At 35.2% G+C, this 18485-nt stretch carries 17 protein-coding genes and 1 pseudogene; 1 reads left to right on the top strand and 17 read right to left on the bottom strand.

Features of this window, described 5'->3' with window-relative positions:
- Positions 1-55: 55 nt before the first annotated feature.
- The 4 genes from SD1D_RS01895 to SD1D_RS01880 all read right to left on the bottom strand — a co-directional run bounded on the left by SD1D_RS01895 (position 56) and on the right by SD1D_RS01880 (position 4397).
- Complete coding sequence (locus SD1D_RS01895) at positions 56-532, bottom strand: signal peptidase II (protein ID WP_058257357.1); 477 nt, start codon at positions 530-532, stop codon at positions 56-58.
- Positions 533-582: 50 nt separating this feature from the next.
- The gene (locus tag SD1D_RS01890) at positions 583-1491 is read right to left on the bottom strand and encodes a hypothetical protein (protein ID WP_058257356.1); all 909 of its coding nucleotides are present in this window, start codon (positions 1489-1491) and stop codon (positions 583-585) included.
- 24 nt (positions 1492-1515) lie between these two features.
- Positions 1516-3450, bottom strand: a complete 1935-nt coding sequence (locus SD1D_RS01885) for a hypothetical protein (protein ID WP_058257355.1) — start codon at positions 3448-3450, stop codon at positions 1516-1518.
- A 146-nt stretch (positions 3451-3596) separates the two neighbouring features.
- Positions 3597-4397, bottom strand: coding sequence for a hypothetical protein (locus SD1D_RS01880; RefSeq protein ID WP_058257354.1), 801 nt, complete (start codon positions 4395-4397; stop codon positions 3597-3599).
- Positions 4398-4559: 162 nt separating this feature from the next.
- On the opposite strand from SD1D_RS01880, the gene SD1D_RS01875 reads away from it, so the two are divergent.
- Positions 4560-5609, top strand: coding sequence for an IS6 family transposase (locus tag SD1D_RS01875; protein WP_058257353.1), 1050 nt, complete (start codon positions 4560-4562; stop codon positions 5607-5609).
- Positions 5610-5773: 164 nt separating this feature from the next.
- Here the strand turns inward: SD1D_RS01875 and SD1D_RS01870 are convergent, their stop codons facing one another.
- The 13 genes and pseudogenes from SD1D_RS01870 to flgK (SD1D_RS01810) all read right to left on the bottom strand — a co-directional run bounded on the left by SD1D_RS01870 (position 5774) and on the right by flgK (SD1D_RS01810) (position 18463).
- Positions 5774-6148 (bottom strand): hypothetical protein, encoded by a 375-nt coding sequence (locus tag SD1D_RS01870; RefSeq protein ID WP_058257352.1) that lies wholly within the window; start codon positions 6146-6148, stop codon positions 5774-5776.
- Positions 6149-6207: 59 nt separating this feature from the next.
- The gene (locus tag SD1D_RS01865) at positions 6208-7260 is read right to left on the bottom strand and encodes a tetratricopeptide repeat-containing glycosyltransferase family 2 protein (RefSeq protein ID WP_058257351.1); all 1053 of its coding nucleotides are present in this window, start codon (positions 7258-7260) and stop codon (positions 6208-6210) included.
- Positions 7261-7591: 331 nt separating this feature from the next.
- A pseudogene (tnpA, locus tag SD1D_RS01860) lies at positions 7592-7909 on the bottom strand (IS200/IS605 family transposase); the annotation flags it as partial.
- A 187-nt stretch (positions 7910-8096) separates the two neighbouring features.
- Positions 8097-9065: a flagellin N-terminal helical domain-containing protein gene (locus tag SD1D_RS01855; RefSeq protein ID WP_058257350.1), complete on the bottom strand. Its 969-nt coding sequence runs from the start codon at positions 9063-9065 to the stop codon at positions 8097-8099.
- A gap of 160 nt (positions 9066-9225) precedes the next feature.
- Positions 9226-9720 carry a hypothetical protein gene (locus tag SD1D_RS01850; RefSeq protein ID WP_058257349.1) on the bottom strand — a complete coding sequence of 165 codons (495 nt, stop codon included), beginning with the start codon at positions 9718-9720 and terminating at the stop codon, positions 9226-9228.
- Between the two features lie 15 nt (positions 9721-9735).
- Complete coding sequence (gene fliS, locus SD1D_RS01845) at positions 9736-10104, bottom strand: flagellar export chaperone FliS (RefSeq protein WP_058257348.1); 369 nt, start codon at positions 10102-10104, stop codon at positions 9736-9738.
- Positions 10105-10121: 17 nt separating this feature from the next.
- Positions 10122-12080 (bottom strand): flagellar filament capping protein FliD, encoded by a 1959-nt coding sequence (fliD, locus tag SD1D_RS01840; protein WP_058257347.1) that lies wholly within the window; start codon positions 12078-12080, stop codon positions 10122-10124.
- A gap of 11 nt (positions 12081-12091) precedes the next feature.
- On the bottom strand, positions 12092-12478 hold the full coding sequence (locus tag SD1D_RS01835) for a flagellar protein FlaG (RefSeq protein ID WP_058257346.1): 387 nt from the start codon (positions 12476-12478) through the stop codon (positions 12092-12094).
- Between the two features lie 145 nt (positions 12479-12623).
- The gene (gene csrA / locus SD1D_RS01830; RefSeq protein ID WP_058257345.1) at positions 12624-12845 is read right to left on the bottom strand and encodes a carbon storage regulator CsrA; all 222 of its coding nucleotides are present in this window, start codon (positions 12843-12845) and stop codon (positions 12624-12626) included.
- The gene (fliW, locus tag SD1D_RS01825) at positions 12839-13312 is read right to left on the bottom strand and encodes a flagellar assembly protein FliW (protein ID WP_058257344.1); all 474 of its coding nucleotides are present in this window, start codon (positions 13310-13312) and stop codon (positions 12839-12841) included. Before fliW ends, csrA begins: the two co-directional genes overlap by 7 nt.
- A gap of 37 nt (positions 13313-13349) precedes the next feature.
- Complete coding sequence (gene flgL, locus SD1D_RS01820) at positions 13350-14846, bottom strand: flagellar hook-associated protein FlgL (RefSeq protein ID WP_058257343.1); 1497 nt, start codon at positions 14844-14846, stop codon at positions 13350-13352.
- Between the two features lie 18 nt (positions 14847-14864).
- On the bottom strand, positions 14865-16721 hold the full coding sequence (gene flgK, locus SD1D_RS01815; protein ID WP_058257342.1) for a flagellar hook-associated protein FlgK: 1857 nt from the start codon (positions 16719-16721) through the stop codon (positions 14865-14867).
- A gap of 11 nt (positions 16722-16732) precedes the next feature.
- A complete protein-coding gene (gene flgK / locus SD1D_RS01810) occupies positions 16733-18463 on the bottom strand; it encodes a flagellar hook-associated protein FlgK (protein WP_058257341.1) in 1731 nt (576 codons plus the stop codon).
- Positions 18464-18485: the final 22 nt, after the last annotated feature.

Raw genomic sequence — 18485 nt, 5'->3', positions numbered from 1 at the left:
AATACAATTTATGTATACTTATAAGAAAATGCAGTCTTTAAATGACTGCATTTTTTTATTCTTCGATATTGGGGTGAATGCTTGATCCATCGGATAAGGAGGTTAAAAAAGTAATAAAGGAACCGATAAATATAAATATATCAGCCAGATTGAAAACAATATTTTTAATAGGTTTTATGTTTATGGTGAAATAATCTATAACATAACCTCTCTTAAAACGATCTAAAACATTACTGGCTGCACCCCCTAGACATAGGGATAGGCCTAGCTTTTTCATAGACTTATGCTTACCTGGAATAATTATTACATAAGCCAAAGCTAAAACACCAAAGACTATGGCTGTTACCTTTTTAACCAGTTCCTTCTTATTATCCAGAAAATTTAGGCAAAATCCACTGTTATATTGCTTCTTTATGGTGACTTTGCCATTAAAAATATCTTTCCTTTTACCCATATGGAACTTATCTTCAATGTAATTTTTTATATTCCAATCCAGTAAAAATACAAATAGTGCAATTAGGAAAAATATCATATAAAGCCCTCCTTTATAACCGAATCTAACTAACATAAGTATCAACAGAATTAAATATTTTTAGACCAAGATACATAACTTTCTGTTAATTTTATTCCCATATCATTTCTTATATTCTGAAAAGAAGGATAGTGGACACAGAAGCTTTCCTTTTTAGACAAATTACGCAATCTTTCACCCAGCCAAATATAATCCGGATCATATATAAGATCCACTCTGCCACTGGCAAATATATCTTTTATATTAGCAAAAGCACATGCCAACATTATAACATTTAAATCACTTTCGTATACGGTTATATTAGACCTAGGGCTTATGGCAAGAAGCTCCCGAATATGATATCCAAAACCAAGCCCGTACAGAATATATCTACTGGCTTCTTTTTTATACCAATGTTTTGCCAGCATAAGAGCTTCAAATGTTATCCTGCCGTTAGTATGAAAATAAAACTGGCTATTATTATTCTCAGCCACAAGAGTCATTAAACCACCAAAGCTAAACTCCACTCTGTAACCTTCTTTAAGTAGTAACTGTGGGTCCATGGGATAATCTATTAACCTATCAATACCGACACTATGTTTAATAAGCCAGTTAAGATTTTCCTGGTACCGGTCTTTATCAAAGGCTATCTCCTCCTTGCCAATAATATGCTCCTGAACCTTGTTTATGAAGCTTATTAGCTTAATTTCTAGCAAATCTGCAAGAAGGATGTAGTCTTTCCTTTTATAAGAATCTAGGATAGAACTTAACATTCCCAATACAGAATCTGTTGATACCAAGTTAAAATACTCACTATCAGTTATAATTGCTTCAATAGAATTATTTATTAAATCCATGGAATCCGCAACTATTCCTAGGGCTAAATCATGCTGCTGCTTTCTAAAATAGCAGACAGCCCTATCTAATTGTTGAAGCAGGCTTATATTTTGTTCAAAAATAAATTTTATTTTTTCAGTCAAATAAGGTCACCCCTAATATTTATACTAAGAAATGTGTTGGGATGTAATCTGAATACATCTATATCTTACAACCTTCTTAGTATCCGAATTAATCTCATATACTGTCAGATATTTACCTGCTGAAACAGTTATATCTTGATCTTGTACGAATCCTATACCATCATTAATAACATTTTCTATATGAAGCCCTTCTACCTTAGTATCTGTTATAGTATATACCAATTGATTACCTTGGCGAATGGAACTTATCACCCTAACAGATGTGCTACCTGTCGTTTTACCTTTAGTAATTGTAGTTGTTAATGCAGTAGCAGGGGTTGGATTTTGTATTGCTAGTTTTACAGATGTTTTGTCTAGGGTACCATTTTCAAAAGTAATATTAAGAGCTCTGCTATAGCTGTTAGGCATACTATTTAAAGTGTTTACATCTAGGGAAACTTTCATGGTATATTCCACATTAGGATCTGTGGCTTCTATCTTATCCGGTGTGCAGGTAAAATTCAGTTCCCTGCTGCCATACTTGATGGATTTAATCTTAGTTTCAAAAGGAAGCTTTCCGATTTTATTTAGCCTAATATTAAAGGAAATCTCTTCTGTAATTCCCTTTACGAAAGTAAAACTCTTTTCATCAATCTTAGGTCCCGTAGGATATTCTACCTTGTATTTTAAATAGGTTGATGCTAATTCAAAATCCACCGCAGGGGTAGTTTTGGTGGCAGCCTTTGACTTAATTTCTTTCTGCCTAATATATAAATGACTTCCTTCAGGGGCCCTGCTGGCAAGTATTCTGACAGCCGAACTTTTTGATATAGTAGTCCAAGATGCTCTGCTGATATCAAAATTTTCACCGGGCTTTACTATGCTGTACTGATATGGATTATCCTTTGAGGCAGAAGGAATGGTAACTGATATACTGGCGGAACTGTTATAGGATATGTAGATATTAGGGTCTGCCTCATCGGTACTTGCCACAGTATCTTCTATTATCTGTCCGCTTAAGACTCTTTGTTCTTTAAGTGATATTTCAGATATTTTTGAAGCAGCTCTATTTGCCGTAGCATAATCCCTTACCTCTATAAGCATGGCAGGGAATCTAGTCTCCGGTGTTAATCCGTCCATGCCGTTCTTTAAAATATCAGCTAAAGCCAGCTCCCTTATGGATTTATTGGTAACTTTAACCCAGGAGCCGGTTTTCCCATCATAGGTAACACGGTATTCCTTACCATACTTAATCTGGGCTGTAAATTTTTCTCCGTTTACTCCTACTGTAGCGGGAGAGGCTTTCTTAGCAATCTTTAACCTAACTTCCTTGCTAACCCGTCTACCTTTAGTACCATCAGGATAATTTGTACCTTGGGTTACATCATTTTCGGCCTTAATTCTAAAATACAAGTCGGCACCTTTAACCTGCAGCTTTTCAAGCTGGGCAACCGTAAGAGTGGATGTATCTTTCCATGATCCGTTTTCACCTTTTTTCCACTCTAGGTCGTAATAATTTATAGGATCATCTCCTGTACCTGCAGAAGACATGATATTTAATAACTTTGCAATGTTATCTGATTTTTTAAGGCTGCTTATCTTATCATAACTGATGGAAACTTCTAGCCTTTTTGCCCTTGCTTTTAAAGTGACTCTTCTTTGAACATTGTCTTCACCTTTTATAACAATAACCTGATCGCTTGTAGGCGACACCCAAGAAAAATCGATAGATGTAGTATCATCCTCATTATCATCTGCAGGAATTACTTCCCATGAATTTCTTGCAGCTTCATTTTCAGTGGCAAAGTAAATTCTTGAATTGCCCTTATTGTTGACTATGATATTTTCTTCCTTATAATCTACTGTGTCTATGGTCACAGAAGATGCTCCGTAGGCTGTATCATTAGCTGGTAAAAAAAACAGGAGCAACATCATTACCAATGGAAAGATAATCTTTAAAACATTTTTGCAATATCTCATTTTATGCTACCTCCGTTTATTAATCCTATATCAATACAGTATATTATGTTCATCGTAGCAAGCCGTCATTGTATAACAATATTTTCCTCTTAATATATTTATCGGATATACCTTATAATTGCTTAACTAATATTCTATAATTTATTTTAAAGCTTGTTTGCTCTATCTTGATCAGCATCTCCACAGTACATATGTAGGCTGTCAAAATCATTAGCAAAGTAATAAATATCTTTATTTTCCTGCACAAAAGGCTCAAAGAGCCTTGGAATAATATTATTATCACTATCTGACCTTAAAACAAACCCCGCTGCTTTCATTATATCTTTTGAAATCCCTAAATTATAAAATTCTATATATTCATAACCATTTTGTTTCATCATATCATCAATGAACGAATATAGCCCTGCTATATCTTCATCTATCCCTACAAAATCTACAATTTTGCAAATTTTTGTTCCTCTAATTTCAATTTCCCTCATAACAATTAAAGAATCATAAATATGATTTCCTTTATCTATTACGTAAACCTTATATTTATGAATTTGACTCTCATAATAACGGTGCCTTATGCACCATTCATCTTTATATGGAACCATATTCTTATATTTTTTTAAATCAATTAAATTACTTAGCTCCACGAAGGAAGTTATATGTTTTAGTTTGTAGTTTCCTGGTTTACCAGGTATTATATTTTTTTTATTAATAATGGCTACTTTATATTCATCTTTATCGGCTAATCTATAATAGTGATTCAATTTACCAGTACGATATCCTAACAATTCGTAAAGAACTGTAACATTTTGTCTGACTCCACAAGACGAAAGAACCCTATGATTTATATTGTTTTCTATGTAACGTATAAGATCGATACTGCTTAACTTATTCTGATTTTCTATAACCCTCAATAAAATTAATTGAAGATCTGTCTTTTCCTGACGATTTGTCATAACATAACCACATATACCATATATTTTTTTACTTTTAGCACCTTCTCCTAATACAAATAAATGTTCTGTTAACTTAAAAATGAAAATGAGACCTGAAACACTTCTGGTATAATGGAAATTGCCAAATCACCATTACCTCCCAGAAAGGAGTGCTTAGGTCTCATGGCTATTATACCATTAAATGTCGTATGTCCAAGATGTTTTTCAAAAAATCTTTACCGTTTTGGCAAGGATAATGAGGGATTTCAAAAATATCAGTGTAAACAATGTAAACGTCAGTTTGCACCTGATAACCCTTCCTTCAATATGCGTTCCAGACGTCAAAGGAAATACCCTGATTGCCCCGCTTGTGGTAAATCAACTTTTCTTCATCATGACTATACTTATTACTCAAACTTCCGTTGCTCTGATAAAAAATGCAATCATTCTTTTAAAGTTCCTAAGCTGATTAATGTAAAGCTTCCTTCTTCTGAATTTAAGCCTCAAAATTTTTCTTTTAAGGGTATGCGACATCCACTCTTTATTGTACTTTGTGCCTTGAATTACTATTTTTGTGATAACTCAACTACTCGTAAAGTTGCCCAAACCTTATATATGGTTCATCAGGTTAAAGTTTCTCATGTCACCATTTCTAAATGGGTTAAGCGATTTGCACCTATATTTAAGATGATTGCTGATGATCGGCTTTCTAAAATTAACCTTTGTGACTCAGATGAATGGCATTTTGATGAAACATATATTAAAATTTCTGGTAAAGATTATTACCTTTGGCTTGCTCTTGATGCCGAAACTAGGTTAGTTCTTGATTTTCACCTTTCACCTAATCGTGACTCTAATTCTGCACATGCCCTTTTAGCTAACTGCAGAAGAAAATTTGGACAACCTCGCTATGCAGTGATTTCTGACCGCTATTATGCTTATCAGCAGCCAGCTTCATTGTTCTTTCCTCAAGTAGAACATATCCGTGTTGAAGACTTTGATGACTTAATAAACAATAACGTCCTAGAGGCTTTTAACGGACAATTCAAGGCTTGGTATAAACCTAAAAGAGGTTTCAATTCATTTGAATCCGCCAATCGGATTATTGCTACATATATTTTCTTTTACAATTTCATCCGACCTCATTCCAGCCTTAATGGTCTAACACCAGCTCAGGTTGCAGGTATTGAATACTCGGAAAAAGAACGGCTCTTCTGGCTTTTGGTTGCTTGAGTAATATTCAGATTTCAAGGTTCTTTCTGTCCTGGATCACGCCAGGACTATTTGTGCTGCCTTAATTGTTTCTTAAATGCTTGCGTACCGCTGTTTTTTGTGTTATTTTACTTTTGGCATTTCCATTTGTAGGCATTTTTCATTGCTTATTTACCAAAAGTCTTTCAGATCTCATTTTCTTCATACTTAGTTAACAGAACCCTTACTAAGGATGTCCACATAGAAGCATTATATGGTAAAAAAACAGCCCTCCATCTGTTTTTCTTAGCCTTTATAACACGGGCTTGATATAAGATATCATCTATTACTTGTTTTATTATATTTTTTACAGACTTTTTCATTCCTTCTGATAAATTAATTTCTCTTAAAAGTCTAATATCCTTACTTAATATATCTAAACTAATACTCTTATCTTTTTTATCTATAAATCCACAGATTGCTTCTAAAGCTTCGACACATAGGGTTACATATTCTTCCCATCCGTCTCCGTTATCAAGAATACAATCTAATGCTTCTAAAATTGTAATTAATAATGACAATAATTTTTTTTATCGTTAATATACATATCACACCACTCTTTTTCTCTAATTAATGTTAATTAATCGTATACTAAAGTATTCAATCGTTTAACAGCTAGACTATAATTTCCACACTTCTTATAATATTTTATAGCTTTATCCACAAGTCCTAAGCATTCATAAACAACTCCAATATTATAATATGCCCGGTAACTATTTACACCGTCCATCTTATATACTTTCATCTGACTTGCTTTAATAAATTCACCTATAGCTTCTGTAAACATTGCATTATTCATATAGATTAATCCCATAAGATATAGAAAATCAGCATTTACAGCAAATTCATCATACACCCCTAATAACTGCATGGCAGTTTCATATTGCTGTGAATTAAGAAGGGCATATCCGTAGCTTTCTACCATATCCTGCACATATTCAAGATTTGGATCCAAATCGAAATATAGTGCCTTACTAAACACCTCACAGGAGGCAAAATAGTCTTCCTGCATATAATAGGATTTTCCTAATTGATATAGGATATACGGGTCATCACCCTTATCTTCTAATTCTTTCTTCAATAAGCTAATATTCCGTTCAGTCTTTTTTCGCCTTGTCTCCAAATCCCCATCATATCCTCGATGATAAATACGGATTGGAGCATCATATATTGTAGCAATTTCACCCTCTATTGGTACTACCTGCTCATGAATACGACCCTGGTAACAGTATTTCTTTTTAGAAAAGATCCTGCTAACTTGATTTTTTACACTATATTTTTCATTATCTCGATAATATTCGCTAATAATCATTACTCTACCTATACCATCAGGATATCTTTGAATATATGTCTCCAGCTCTTTTTTATCACATGAAGCTAATATCTCATCACTGTCAATCATAAATATATAGTCATTACTTGCTTTACTTATTGCAAAGTTTCTCGCAGCTGAAAAATCTTGATTCCATGGATAATCATATACTTTGTCTGTATAATTTATAGCAACATCCTTAGTCCCATCAGTAGACCCTGTATCTACAACAACTATTTCGTAGTTTAATGGGATGAGATGCTTTAAACATAGATTAAGTAATTTTTCTTCATTCTTTACAATTATACATATTGATATCATCTATTTCCTCTCAAAATATTTTTAATTGATTTCTCACAATTGTTTTCATAAGCTTATTTAAGTCTTTAATATATATGTATTCTATATTTCCTATCATATTATATATCGACAGAATTATTTTTATTTTAATACACCTAGTATACAAAAATGCATGGTATTTTATAGAGATTCTAATCTTATATATCTTTTACTGATTATAGGTATAATCATAACCACCGGCTTAGCCGGTGGTTTGCTCAGCCCTATAAGGGCTGGTACCGGCATGAGTCTAAAGACTCTCTGAATAAGTTCGCCAGCCGCACCTTATTCTCGGACTAGCCCTAAAGGGCTTACCTCTACACCAGAAATGTCGGTTACCATATTTATATTTTAGATTCGCATGTCTATCAAATATCATCAATGAGCTTTTACCTTTTAAGTAACCCATAAAACTCGACACACTTATACTTGGTGGAATTCTCACCAACATATGTATATGATCCCTACAGCATTCGGCTTCTATAATTTCTACGCCTTTCCTTTTACAAAGCGTACTTAATATATTTGCAACGTCTTTTTTAATCTTTCCATAAATTACTTATCTTCTATACTTTGGTGCAAATACTATATGGTACTTACATTCCCACTTGGTATGTGATAAACTATTCATATCCAACTGGATTACCTCCTTTGTTATTTTGTGTGGTTGGCGAACCTACACTTATTATAACACTGGAGGTATTTTCTTGAAGCTAAAGCTGATGTGTTCCACCTGCATAGCAGGTGGTTTTATTGTATGAGATACAATAAAAGGACTGACAAACGTCAGCCCTTTTATATACATATATAGCAGTATATTACTGCAATAATGCAAGTACACCCTGAGTCTGTTGATTAGCCTGAGCAAGCATAGATTGTGCTGCCTGCTGAAGAATAGTATCCTTAGCGAACTTAACCATTTCTTTAGCCATATCAACGTCACGGATACGGGACTCAGCTGCTTGTAAGTTCTCAGCAGTATTATCTGCATTAGCAATTGTGTGCTCTAATCTATTCTGTATAGCACCTAAATCTGATCTAGCTGCAGATACTGCATCAAGTGCTTCTTGAATTGTAGTAATAGCAGCCTCTGCATTTTTAAAGCTATCCACTTTAACTAATATGTTGGAATCAGTTACTGGATCAGTTTCTGGCTCAGTTACTGGCTCAGTTTCTGGCTCAGTTTCTGGCTCAGTTTCTGGCTCAGTTTCTGGCTCAGTTTCTGGCTCAGTTACTGGCTCAGTTTCTGGATCAGTATCACTTTTTAAATTCAATGCAGCTGCAGTCATGCTTTCAATATTAAATGATATTTTTTGTTCTGCATTTGCTCCTACCTGAATATTAAGCTCTTTGCCACCGTCTTTCTTAAAAGTTCCGTCAAGAAGTCTCTGCTTGTTGAATTCAGTCTGACCTGCAATACGATCTACTTCATCAATAAGTGCATCTAATTCCTTCTTAATAGCAGTACGGTCAGCAGTTTCATTAGTATCGTTAGCAGCCTGAACTGCCAGTTCTCTCATTCTCTGAAGAATTGCCTGGGTCTCATTTAGAGCACCTTCTGCTGTCTGGATTAAAGAAATACCATCCTGAGCATTAGTTGAAGCCTGCTCAAGACCTCTAATCTGAGCACGCATCTTCTCAGAGATAGTTAATCCTGCTGCGTTGTCACCTGCACGATTAATCTTATAACCTGAGGATAACTTCTCTGTGGATTTTGCAAGTCTTCCTGTTGTGATACCTAGCTGCCTATTTGTGTTGGCTGCTGCCATATTGTGTTGAATAATCATATGTATTCCTCCTTGAAATTTTATATTTAGCGGCTTCCATGCCACTTATATTTTTTCCTTCATGGCCGTACGCTCCAATCCGGAAATATTTTTAGTAAGTGCCTTACTTGTAATATATATCGGTAAAGTTTTATAAAACTTTATACCCATTATAAATATTTTAGTTTTTTTTGTCGTAAAAATAGGATTGAGCTTCCTGTCCGCCAGACATAGTCTTATAGTAATTTGTTACAGTCTGATTGCTAAGTCTGGACTTTTTTATGGATTGTCTTTTGTTAGCCAAACGGCTCTCCAATTTCGGCTTATTGCTTTTCTCTAAAGCCTGTAATTTAATATTTAAATCAGTAATCTTGGTCACCAATTCCTTTAGGGATGTAATTTCAGATTGATACTCCTTACTGTTTGTTTTTAAATCTTCCCTTATGCGATCATACACCAGCTCGAAGCCTCGATCAAGTTCTGAGAGTTTGTCTATTTGTTCCTGCTTCAAAGATATAGTTTCCATAAATAAACCCTCATCAAAACTATCAGCATCAATTATGGCTTTTTGTCTGCTTGTAATTTGCATTACTTCATTTAAAACTTTATATTTCTTATTCAGTGAATCAATTATTATCTGAATATAGGTTTTCTTATTGTTATCGTTTAATTCCATCCCTTGCTCCTTTGGTTACTTAGCCTGTTTCATTACTTCTTTCCATGTATCACGCATTTCCCTAATATAGCCTAATGCCTCTTCCAAAATTTCTTTATCTTTCTTAATATTACTCTCCACTAATCTTCTATATATATAATCATACACCATATCAAACTGATTAGCTACAGAGTAATTAAAGTCTAAAGTTGCTCTAAGTTCTAATATGATTTTCTGAGCTTTTTGTAGGTTTGTATTAGCCTTTACAATATCATCCTTTTCTATAGCCATCAATGCTATATTACAAAACTTGATTGCACCCTCATATAACATTAACGTTAATTCTGCCGGTGTTGCTGTTAAAATTTTATTATCTCTATATATAGCCGCGGCGTTTACAGCCATTTCCAACCTCCTAAAAACTAATTTTGACCTGTGTTTATTCCAAGCATTGACATCAAGCTTGAACTTTGTGCGTTCATCTTTGCCATGGCAGATTCCATTGCCGCAAATTGCTTATAATACTTTTCTTCAATCTTTGCCAGCTTGGCCTCCAATTTCTTTAAATCGGATTTATGGTTATCTAGTGTCTTTGACAATTCCTTATCGTTATACACAGTTAAAGCACTGCTTAGGGTTGTACTCTTCATCTTGTTCATCAAGGAAGAATAAAGTTTATCTGCTATGGTATTTAACACTGTTCTTACTTCTTCTGGATTATTACTCAGAGCCTCCATAAGTTTATTATCATTGGATGCTACTTTAGCAAAATCCTCATCACCATGAATATGTAATATTCCTTTCTCAGAATAGTCCCCCGACATTATACCAAAACTTGCTAAGGAATATGTCTTATCTCCTACCTTTACTCCCTCACTTAAGCTTGTACGAAACATACTTAGTAGACTTCCCAGTGTATCATCTCTTCTAAGTAGAGCATCCTTTATCTTATCTTCCCATTTCTTAATCTGTTCCTCTGTCATGGTCTCTTTTTCCTCATCAGTCAGAGGATCATAACCACGGGCTGAAGCAGCATAATATGCTTCATTCATTTCTGTAAGCAGTTCATTATATGATTTTACAAAATCCTTCACCATATCATATACGGCTTGTGTGTCATTGGTAATGGATATACTTATAACATCATCCTCTATACCTTTATCTGCATCTCCTACTGCCGTAATCCCTTTAAGGTTAAGATTAAGTCCATTGACGGAGAAATTATTAGATGATCCGGTAAGTTCAGCTCCGTTATATTCTATAATAGCATCTTTAGCATTTACCAAAACAGCACCGGTAACTCCAGAAAGCTCTATGGTTCCGCTATCATTTCTTATTTCTCCTAAGCCCAGTCCACTTAAACTTACTGATTCGGAAGCGGGATTCTCACTCTGATCTGCATATTTCTCCATAAGAGGCTCAAGTTCATTCTTTAAGCTGTCAAAGCGCTCCTGAGCTGCTGTCTTAGCAGCATTCTCTAATTCTTTTTGCACTTCTTCCTCTAGCTGCTCCTGGGGTATCACTCCGTCAGGATACTCATCCTTAAGTCTTTCTTGTACAGCAGCGGTTGCTGCTGCCTTGTTTTCTTCATCTGCCATATATTCATTAATAAATGCTTCACTGTTAAACTTTATCTTAGTTAGATTCTCTAATATCTCATTCTTTTCATTAGAATCTTCACTTTTTAAATAAGATGCCAAGTAATCATTTACCTTATTCTTATCCTGGCTGCTTAAAGAACCATATCCAATAAAGTCTAATACAGCATTCTTATCTTTTAAAGTTTCAGAAGAAGTATACATGGTAAACTGATTCTCTACTCCACTTTTTTTGGAGCTGATAAAAAATCTTTTCTGAACCGTATCATAATTGGCATTTAAGCCTGCACTTCTTAAGGCATTTATGAAATCTCCTACGGTTGAATTTGAATTAACTTCAAAATCAACTGATTTTTCTGCATTTATATGTATTGTAACTCCGTCTTCTGCCTTTAATCCCAGTTCTGACAATTTGGTATTTAAATTAATATCCTTATCAATTTTTGCACCGGTTAGAAACTGAGAGCTGGCCAGTTGCTTAACCTTAATAATATGGGTTCCTTCAGGGGCAGTATTTGCCGCTGTTACTTCCACCTTACTTGTATTTGAAGATGTTGCCTTTTTTATATCAAAATTACCCTGCATACGCAACTTTGATAATTGATTTGTATAAAAGGAGTAAATCTTTTTATTAAGATCTTTCCACTTATCCTGTTTCCATTCTGTGGTTGTTATTTTATTTTGTACTTTTGTTGTCTTAAGCCTTTCCGCCTTCATCAGCTGCTCAATTACAGCTTCTGTATCCATTCCGGAGGCCAATCCCGATAATCTAAGTGGTGGCATAACGATCCCTCCTATCTTCTTTCATCAACGAGAATTCCTGCCAATTCCCACATCTTTTGTATCATATCCAAGGTTTTTTCCGGGGGAATTTCCCTTATAACTTCCTCAGTATCTTTGTCAAATACCTTGATTGTTACCCTCTTAGTCTCCTCATGATAGGCAAATTCACATCTGACATTATGGTTTTTTAGTCTACTGTTTGCCTTGGATATCTCCGTCTTAATATGCTTGTCACTAACTTCTGATTTATCCTCACCAAGTTCTTCAACCGGTCTTATATTTTGTTCCATCTGATTTACTTGATTTGTAATGGTTTCTTTTACAGTATCAACACTGGTTTGCCCTCCTGGGCTTATATTATTTTGATATGTTGATGCTTTGGTTACATCTAAAGCCATTATATACACCTCCATGTGCACTTCTAACATTCCTAAATAATACTCACTCGTCATCCTTGACTGTCAATCTTTAGGCATACCTTATATAACTTTTTATCGACATAACTTAAAAAAACTTTACTTTATCATTTATCAATTCTATATATTACTGAAATAATTTTTTCAAATCATCACCGCTTATGGTAGTGGAGGCTGCCTCTTTGTTAGCTTCTAATATCTGCAGGTAAATCTCCTTACGATAGATAGGCACAGATTTGGGAGCATTTATGCCGATTTTTACCTGGTCACCTTTTATCTCCAATACAGTTATTTCAATATCATTTCCGATCATTATGGATTCTTTGGCTTTTCTTGATAGGGCTAGCATACTCGGCCCTCCTTTTCGGCTTTTTTAGCCTGCAGTTGCTCATAAAAATAGTATCTAATTTCATAATCTGTATTTTCTACTATAACCTGGCACCCTTTCATTGTGTCCACATTAATTACAAAGGGAGCTCTTAAATTGGCAGAAATCTTTGATATGTCACTGGGTACCGTTATGGATACCAGAACCACTATATTATCAGGGGTAATCTCCCCAAGAGGTGTTAATAGCTCGTCCTCTACCGTAGGATTATAATCAGGCTTTACAATAAAGGGACTAATTACAGGAATTGCAAGGCTAGGTTCATCTAAGCTTTGCAGCCAACTTACTTCAGGTCTTTCTCCGGTCTCATTATCATATAGAATAGTAAATCTTTTATAATCTTCAAATCCTAAAATACCCTGTTCAAAATTTATTACTTTGTTTTCGTCCAGATCAATCTCCCCAAAATGCCTTGTTTTTACTAACATTTAATCCCCTTCCTTAACTGTTTATTTTACTGGTTTCTTACAAGAAATCTAATAATGAACTTTGTACAATTTTAGATGAGGCCGAAAGCGAAGCATTATAAATCAGCTGAGCCGCATTAAAGTTAATAATAGTATCTACTATATCCACATCTTCATTCTTAGATAGCAACTCTGTAAAATCTGCCTTCTGGCTAGATAGTCTATTCTCCGTCAGATTTAATCTAAAATACCTGCTGCCAAGATCTGCTAAGGCCACATTGACCCTATCCTGCTCCGAATTAGAACTACTTATACCCTTAGAAAAGGCCTTCTGCATAACCTCTTTTCTAAGTACCAATTCTGTTTCAAGATGGCCCAGCATTTTTTCATATCGTTCTATTTCTTCTTGGGAGAGGTTGATATCTTTCATGCGATTTTCCACTTCTTTGATTTTGTTTTCGGTACGAATAACATCATCCACGCTTTTAATGATATCATCAATATCCCTGCCAATCTTATGGGATATGGCATCAGAGCCTTCCGTATTAATAGTTAACTTCTGATTGTAGTTGATTTCATATTGGATTTCTTGTTTTTCTTTAGTAAATTCAATAGGATCCTCTTCCGGTCTTTTTGAATCTGTCATTACACAATCAAAATAATGCTCCGGTTTTAATTCTCCCTTATTAAAACTTGATTTAGTATATGATATTTTAATATTATCAGCTAATCTTAATTCTTCGTATATGCTTTCATGTAAAATGATTTCTCCGGTTTCATATATAAAATTAACAGTAGGAGGATCATCATCCGGTTTATACGCATCCGCCTCATATGCAGATACGGTTTTAACGGGAGAGATAAAGTGCTCCTGTGTTTCACCATTACCTACCGGTATGGTGTAGTAAATACCGTCCATAATAGTATTATCCAAACTGTCATAAGATAATTTTATGCGATAAACATTTTCCATCTGAGGGGTATCATCAAATGTAACATCAGCCTCTTCATAATCCTTTAATTCATAAGCACCTGATACCCTAGTTACTGTCTCTATTTGCTTTCCATGGAAGTTTTCTGTAATATCATACTTCAAAGTGCTTACATCTTCCATAAATGTCAATGAACTATCTGTTTTATATCCGCTAAATACATATCTGCCTGCATAATTAGTATTACCCTCTTGATATATCTGATCCTTCAACTGCTTAAGATTCTGGACTATGGAGTTGCGATTTTCGGCAGTCAAAGTATCTGAACTTCCCTGAACACAGTAAGTATTAATCTGTTTTAAAATCTCATTAATTGTACTTAAGGCACTTTCTGTTACATCAAACCAGTTGGCTGCGTCGGGGATATTCTTTTCATAGTATTGCTTTAGTTCTGATAAATTAGTTCTAAGCTTTAGGGCACGAACTGTTACAATAGGGTCATCAGAGGGCCTTTGTATCTTCTTGCCGGTAGAATATTGTTCTTCCAGCTTAGATACATTTAACTTGTTTTTATTTATATTGCTTAACATATTATTGGTCATCATTCGATTAGTAATTCTCATGGGACACCTCCTACCTTACTATACACCCATATAATTAATTAACCTGTCATATATCTCATTCATAACCGATATTACTTTAGCCGATAAGTTATATGCATTTTGAAAACGAACCAGATTCATGGCTTCTTCATCTATATCCACTCCGGATATAGATAATTTCTGGTTAGTTATAGCATTTAATATATCTTCTTGGTTGGTAGCAAAATTATTGGCTTTCCTAGTATCTATACCAATATCTGCAACTAAGGTATTCATAAAGCCGCCGGGATCACCTTGTCCAAACATAGTCTTGTCCCTTTTTAATGCAATTAGGGCTTCTACCACATCGTTATTATCAATTCCGTTGACTACATCGGTAGCTGTAGCAATTCTGTTGGGATTATTTATTAAATCACTATTGATAGTAAAGTTTTCAGCAGTCATAAAGTAATATGAGCCGTATAAAGGTCTATTTTGTGGCACTTCTTCATAAAAACCACCGGTTTGAGAGCTAAAACGATTATATTCATAGTAATACTGATCATCGGAATCTGCTAAGGGGCCAAATACATATTCCCTGCCATTAACCTTATTTGTAGCTGTAAAGAAGTCTGCTGCTGAGTTATTATCAAGGTCCTTTCCCGTTCTATGGATATCATTATATGCCTTAGCAAAGGTTCTGATAAATTCATTTAGCTGATCTAGATAATAAGGAATTCCTTTATAATTAATACTTTCACCTACCGAGGCATCGCTACTTTCAACAGGCAGCCAAAGGGGCTCTTCTAGTTCAAAGGTATAGGTATATTTACCACTTTCCTCATCTATGTTTACTTCAAAACCTGTATAGGCATATTTTTTATTTTCTACTGTAATTACCCCGGTTTCGGGAATGTTTAACTTTTCCACTTCATTTATATTAGTATCGGTTAAGGTCAAATAAGAATCTCCTGCAATCCCATAGATACTTCCCTGTAGATTATGACGGTTATTTCCGTCTCTTATTTCGTATAAGGCCTTTAGGGCGCCCCCAAGGCTTTGGCTTGACAAATTGAAGCTTTGACCGCTTTCCCAAACTATATCATATAATCCGTCTATATCATTTTGATTGTTTTTATACTGCCTTGGAACCACCTGAAGCTTATTATAATTGGCTCCATCCACCAAGGTCTGACCGTCTATCTTTACTAAATAAGTGGTTACTCCAATACCTGCTCCTACCACACTTTCACTGACTGTTACACCTGCCACCTGTGACAATTCGTCTACAAGTAGTGCCCTTTGATCCCTAAGATCATTGGCAGTGCCTCCGCTTACTTCCAAGGTATTTATCTGTTTAGTAAGGGCAGCAATCTGTTGTGCGGTTGAGTTAATCTTATCCACCATGTTTCTGATTTCAAAATTACATTCTTCCTGTATATTTTTTAAATTTTTTGATAAGGAATTAAAAAATTCAGTTAGGCTCTTTCCATAATTAACAACTTGGCTGCGGACAGATAGATTGGAGCCATTGTTAGACAGCTCCTGCAGGCTGTTATACATGGAATCAAATGCAGTTGTAAAGCCTTCCACACTTACTTCATTAAAATAGTTTTCTATCTCGGTCATATAGTGGGATTTGCTTGCATATTCACCTAGAATTGTATTGTTTTTTCTATATTTTAAATCGTAATACTCATCCCTAAGCTGTATTACTCCTGTTACCTCTACACCGGTTCCGGCCATACCATATGTACTATTCATTCTTAGGGCTTTTCCTGCTTTTAGTCCCATAACCTGCCTGGTATATCCTTCAGTTTCTGAGTTGGATATATTGTGGGCTGTTGTATTAAGGGCTGCCTTATATGCATATAATCCGGTCTTTCCGATATTTAATCCAAAAAATGTTGAAGCCATAACACTCTCCCTTACAGATTCATAATAATGTGTTCTAACATCTCACTGACTACATTGATATATCTTGCAGCAGCATTGTATGAATGCTGGTATTTTATCAAATTAGTAAGCTCATCATCAGAAGATACTCCTATCACTTCTGCTCTCTTGTTATCTATACTAGCCACCATGGATTCCTGATTTAAGCTGATAGTATTAATCTGATCTCCTCTGTTAGCTAACTCCGATATAAATGAAATATAATAGTCATTTACATTATTGGAAGTTAATGTGTTTGGTGACAAGGTGGCAAAAGGTTTCTGCCATTTATCTAACAATTCCTGTGCTACTTCTATATCAAAGGCTCCTGTTTTGTCGTTTTTCATCAGAGGCAGAAGAGATTTATTCTGAAGAACCCGGGGATTTACCTCTATTTCCCCTATGGTGTATAGGGAATAATTATCTTTTGGATCTTCCTCAATGTATATTCTGGCGGATATGGTCTCAATTTCACCATCTTCATTAACTATCTGTATTTCCTCCCAATCACTGTAGCGGGCCATACTCTTTCTGGTAAATAAAGCCTCACCCATCTCCCTGTCTGAGTCCATTCCCACCGGGGCTTTCTCCACATCCAAAATCTTCATCTTACTTCCGTCAGCTAAGGTAACCTCCTTATTGGGGCTTAAGGTATCATTAATCATTGTAACTATTCCATGGATTAGTTGGTCAAACTGTGCTTGTACAGTCATTACCACCGACGGGCTGATTTTATTATTATATTCCCTTACCGCTTCTTGATACATGCTTTCTGTTTCATATCTTTCTCTTACAGGTATATCAGTATAATTAGCCTTCTTATGACCCCTGGCAAGAAGCAGACCTTTAAGGGAACCTATATCGGTATCATGCATAGATGAGGGGGGTCTATCCATATTAAAAACATCCACGTAGCCATGGGCTACCCATACAGGCTTAAGCATATCAGAATCTTCACTAATCTTTACAGTTTCCATCCGGTAAACCAAATCTTCTGAAACAAAGGACATCCCCTCTAGGTTTACCGTTACCACTCCATCTTTATCCTCATTATATGTAATATTTGCAATCTTACTTAGTTCATCTAGAAGCAAATTTCTTTGATCTCGTAAATCGTTGGCTTTTTCTACTCCCGCACTTTCGTAATGTCTTATCTTTATATTCAATTCCTTGATTTCATTTCCAATCTCATTGATTCTATTAACCTGATCAATAATTTGCGTATTTAAATTTATCTGATAATCACTTAACTGGCCGTATATATTGTCAGCCCTTTCAATAAATGAAACTGCCGTTTGAACAAAGGAAGCCCTGGCCACTATATTATCAGGCTCCCGGGATAGCTCCTGCATAGCTTCCCAAAACTCATTCATAGTGTTCTGGAATTGAACCCCTTCTAGTTCCCCGAACAAGCCTTCAATTTCAGAAATTGCCTGATACTGAGATTCATAAAAAGCCTGTCGGCCAATCTCCTGGCGATAGGCTTGATCCAAAAACATATCCCTGACCTGTTTAATTTCTGCAAAATTGGCACCTAAGCCCAGCTGCATAGAAGAAAGGTGGGAATCCCCCTTTTTGACATATTGAAAATCGGTAATTACAGGCTGCTGCCTGACATAACCTTTAGTGTCGATATTAGCCAAATTATGTGAGGTTACATTAAGAGCAGCTTGACTGACATTCAAGCCCGATACACCCACATATAAACTACCAAATGAAGCCATAATATACCACCTTTATATAATT

It is taken from the genome of Herbinix luporum, assembly GCF_900070325.1.
Classification (GTDB): domain Bacteria; phylum Bacillota; class Clostridia; order Lachnospirales; family Lachnospiraceae; genus Mobilitalea; species Mobilitalea luporum.
The sequence above is the reverse complement of the archived record's forward strand: the minus strand, read 5'-3'. Positions and strand labels throughout refer to the sequence as shown.

Excerpts from the sequence above, each read along its gene's own strand:
- SD1D_RS01895 (WP_058257357.1), bottom strand. The coding sequence starts at position 532 with ATGATATTTTTCCTAATTGCACTATTTGTATTTTTACTGGATTGGAAT.
- SD1D_RS01885 (WP_058257355.1), bottom strand. The coding sequence starts at position 3,450 with ATGAGATATTGCAAAAATGTTTTAAAGATTATCTTTCCATTGGTAATG.
- SD1D_RS01880 (WP_058257354.1), bottom strand. The coding sequence starts at position 4,397 with ATGACAAATCGTCAGGAAAAGACAGATCTTCAATTAATTTTATTGAGG.
- SD1D_RS01875 (WP_058257353.1), top strand. The coding sequence starts at position 4,560 with ATGGCTATTATACCATTAAATGTCGTATGTCCAAGATGTTTTTCAAAA.
- SD1D_RS01865 (WP_058257351.1), bottom strand. The coding sequence starts at position 7,260 with ATGATATCAATATGTATAATTGTAAAGAATGAAGAAAAATTACTTAAT.
- SD1D_RS01855 (WP_058257350.1), bottom strand. The coding sequence starts at position 9,065 with ATGATTATTCAACACAATATGGCAGCAGCCAACACAAATAGGCAGCTA.
- SD1D_RS01850 (WP_058257349.1), bottom strand. The coding sequence starts at position 9,720 with ATGGAATTAAACGATAACAATAAGAAAACCTATATTCAGATAATAATT.
- fliS (WP_058257348.1), bottom strand. The coding sequence starts at position 10,104 with ATGGCTGTAAACGCCGCGGCTATATATAGAGATAATAAAATTTTAACA.
- fliD (WP_058257347.1), bottom strand. The coding sequence starts at position 12,080 with ATGCCACCACTTAGATTATCGGGATTGGCCTCCGGAATGGATACAGAA.
- SD1D_RS01835 (WP_058257346.1), bottom strand. The coding sequence starts at position 12,478 with ATGGCTTTAGATGTAACCAAAGCATCAACATATCAAAATAATATAAGC.
- csrA (WP_058257345.1), bottom strand. The coding sequence starts at position 12,845 with ATGCTAGCCCTATCAAGAAAAGCCAAAGAATCCATAATGATCGGAAAT.
- fliW (WP_058257344.1), bottom strand. The coding sequence starts at position 13,312 with ATGTTAGTAAAAACAAGGCATTTTGGGGAGATTGATCTGGACGAAAAC.
- flgL (WP_058257343.1), bottom strand. The coding sequence starts at position 14,846 with ATGAGAATTACTAATCGAATGATGACCAATAATATGTTAAGCAATATA.
- flgK (WP_058257342.1), bottom strand. The coding sequence starts at position 16,721 with ATGGCTTCAACATTTTTTGGATTAAATATCGGAAAGACCGGATTATAT.
- flgK (WP_058257341.1), bottom strand. The coding sequence starts at position 18,463 with ATGGCTTCATTTGGTAGTTTATATGTGGGTGTATCGGGCTTGAATGTC.